The organism is Streptococcus sp. 3613, assembly GCF_013277375.1.
GTDB classification, from domain to species: Bacteria; Bacillota; Bacilli; order Lactobacillales; family Streptococcaceae; genus Streptococcus; species Streptococcus pseudopneumoniae.
Window position 1 is genome coordinate 1 of sequence record NZ_VMMV01000101.1, and the last position, 1,222, is coordinate 1,222.

The 1,222-nt window shown below is 38.1% G+C and carries 1 protein-coding gene and 1 pseudogene; both read left to right on the top strand.

Translation table 11 applies throughout. From position 1 onward, the window contains the following. Nucleotides 1-50 precede the first annotated feature (50 nt). Nucleotides 51-206, top strand: coding sequence for a hypothetical protein (locus HT708_RS12050; RefSeq protein ID WP_000379812.1), 156 nt, complete (start codon nt 51-53; stop codon nt 204-206). A 388-nt stretch (nt 207-594) separates the two neighbouring features. After that, nucleotides 595-1,222: pseudogene (locus HT708_RS10640) on the top strand (winged helix-turn-helix domain-containing protein); the annotation flags it as partial.

The window sequence follows — 1,222 nt, forward strand, 5'->3', positions numbered from 1 at the left end:
CGCTTTTTTAAAACTAAATAACTATATAATAAAAAATAAGGGGACACGAAATGGACACCAAAGCTAAAAAGTTCACACTTGCAACGATTTCAGCTCTATCACTTCTTGGGGTAGGAATTGTTACATCACAATCAGTAGCCACTAATGATAGGCTGGTTTCCACTCAAGCAATCAATGGTCAATCCTACAATATCTTAAACTCTTAGGTCACTAGTACTTCTTCTGGTACTACTCTAGTTGGGATTGAAGGGACTTTCTTAACGCCATATAAACAGGCTATCTTAGACCGTATCAATGCCATTCGAAAAGAAACAACAGACGAAGGTCTAGTTACTAGCTATGTTCCTATCAAATGGTCAACTGCACTAGAAAAAACAACCTTCATTCGTGCAGCAGAAGCTTCGATCACCATTAATCACACACGCTTGTCTAGTAAGGACATTTGGAGCGCCTGGTCTTCAGGAAATTTCTCACTAGCAGAAAACTTGGCTTGGAACTATGACGGATTTATGACAGCTATTAATCAATGGTATGAGGAAAAAGCCGATTATGTTAATACTAAACTAAAATCAAAAAGTATTATATAATAGTAATATGAAATCAACTAAAGAAGAAATCCAAACAATCAAAACACTTTTAAAAGACTCTAGTACAGCTAAATATCATAAACGCCTTCAAATCGTTCTATTTCGTCTGATGGGTAAATCTTATAAAGAGATTATAGAGCTTTTAGACTGTAATCAAACAACGATTTGGCCAACTGTAAAAAAATATGAGGAGTTCGGACTCGACTCTCTCCTTCAAGAAACACGTGGTGGTCGTAACCATGCATATATGACAATTGAGGAAGAGAAAGCCTTTCTTGCCCGTCATTTGAAGACTGCAGAGGCAGGAGAATTTGTTACAATTGATGCCTTATTTCAGGCTTATAAAAAGGAGTTAGGTTCTTCCTACACACGTGATGACTTTTATCAACTCTTGAAGCGCCATGGTTGGCGAAATATTAGGCCACGTCCAGAACATCCCAAGAAAGCAGACGTTCAAACCATTGTCGCGTCTAAAAATAAAATCTCAATTCAAGAAGACAAGAAAGCGCTTTAAAACCAGTAGGCATTTTCGTAAGGTTCGCTTGATGTACCAAGATGAGGCTGGTTTCGGTAGAATCAGTAAACTGGGATCTTGTTGGGCTCCAATGGGAGTAGGTTCACATGTCCATAGTCAC

Excerpts from the sequence above, each read along its gene's own strand:
- HT708_RS12050 (WP_000379812.1), top strand. The coding sequence starts at position 51 with ATGGACACCAAAGCTAAAAAGTTCACACTTGCAACGATTTCAGCTCTA.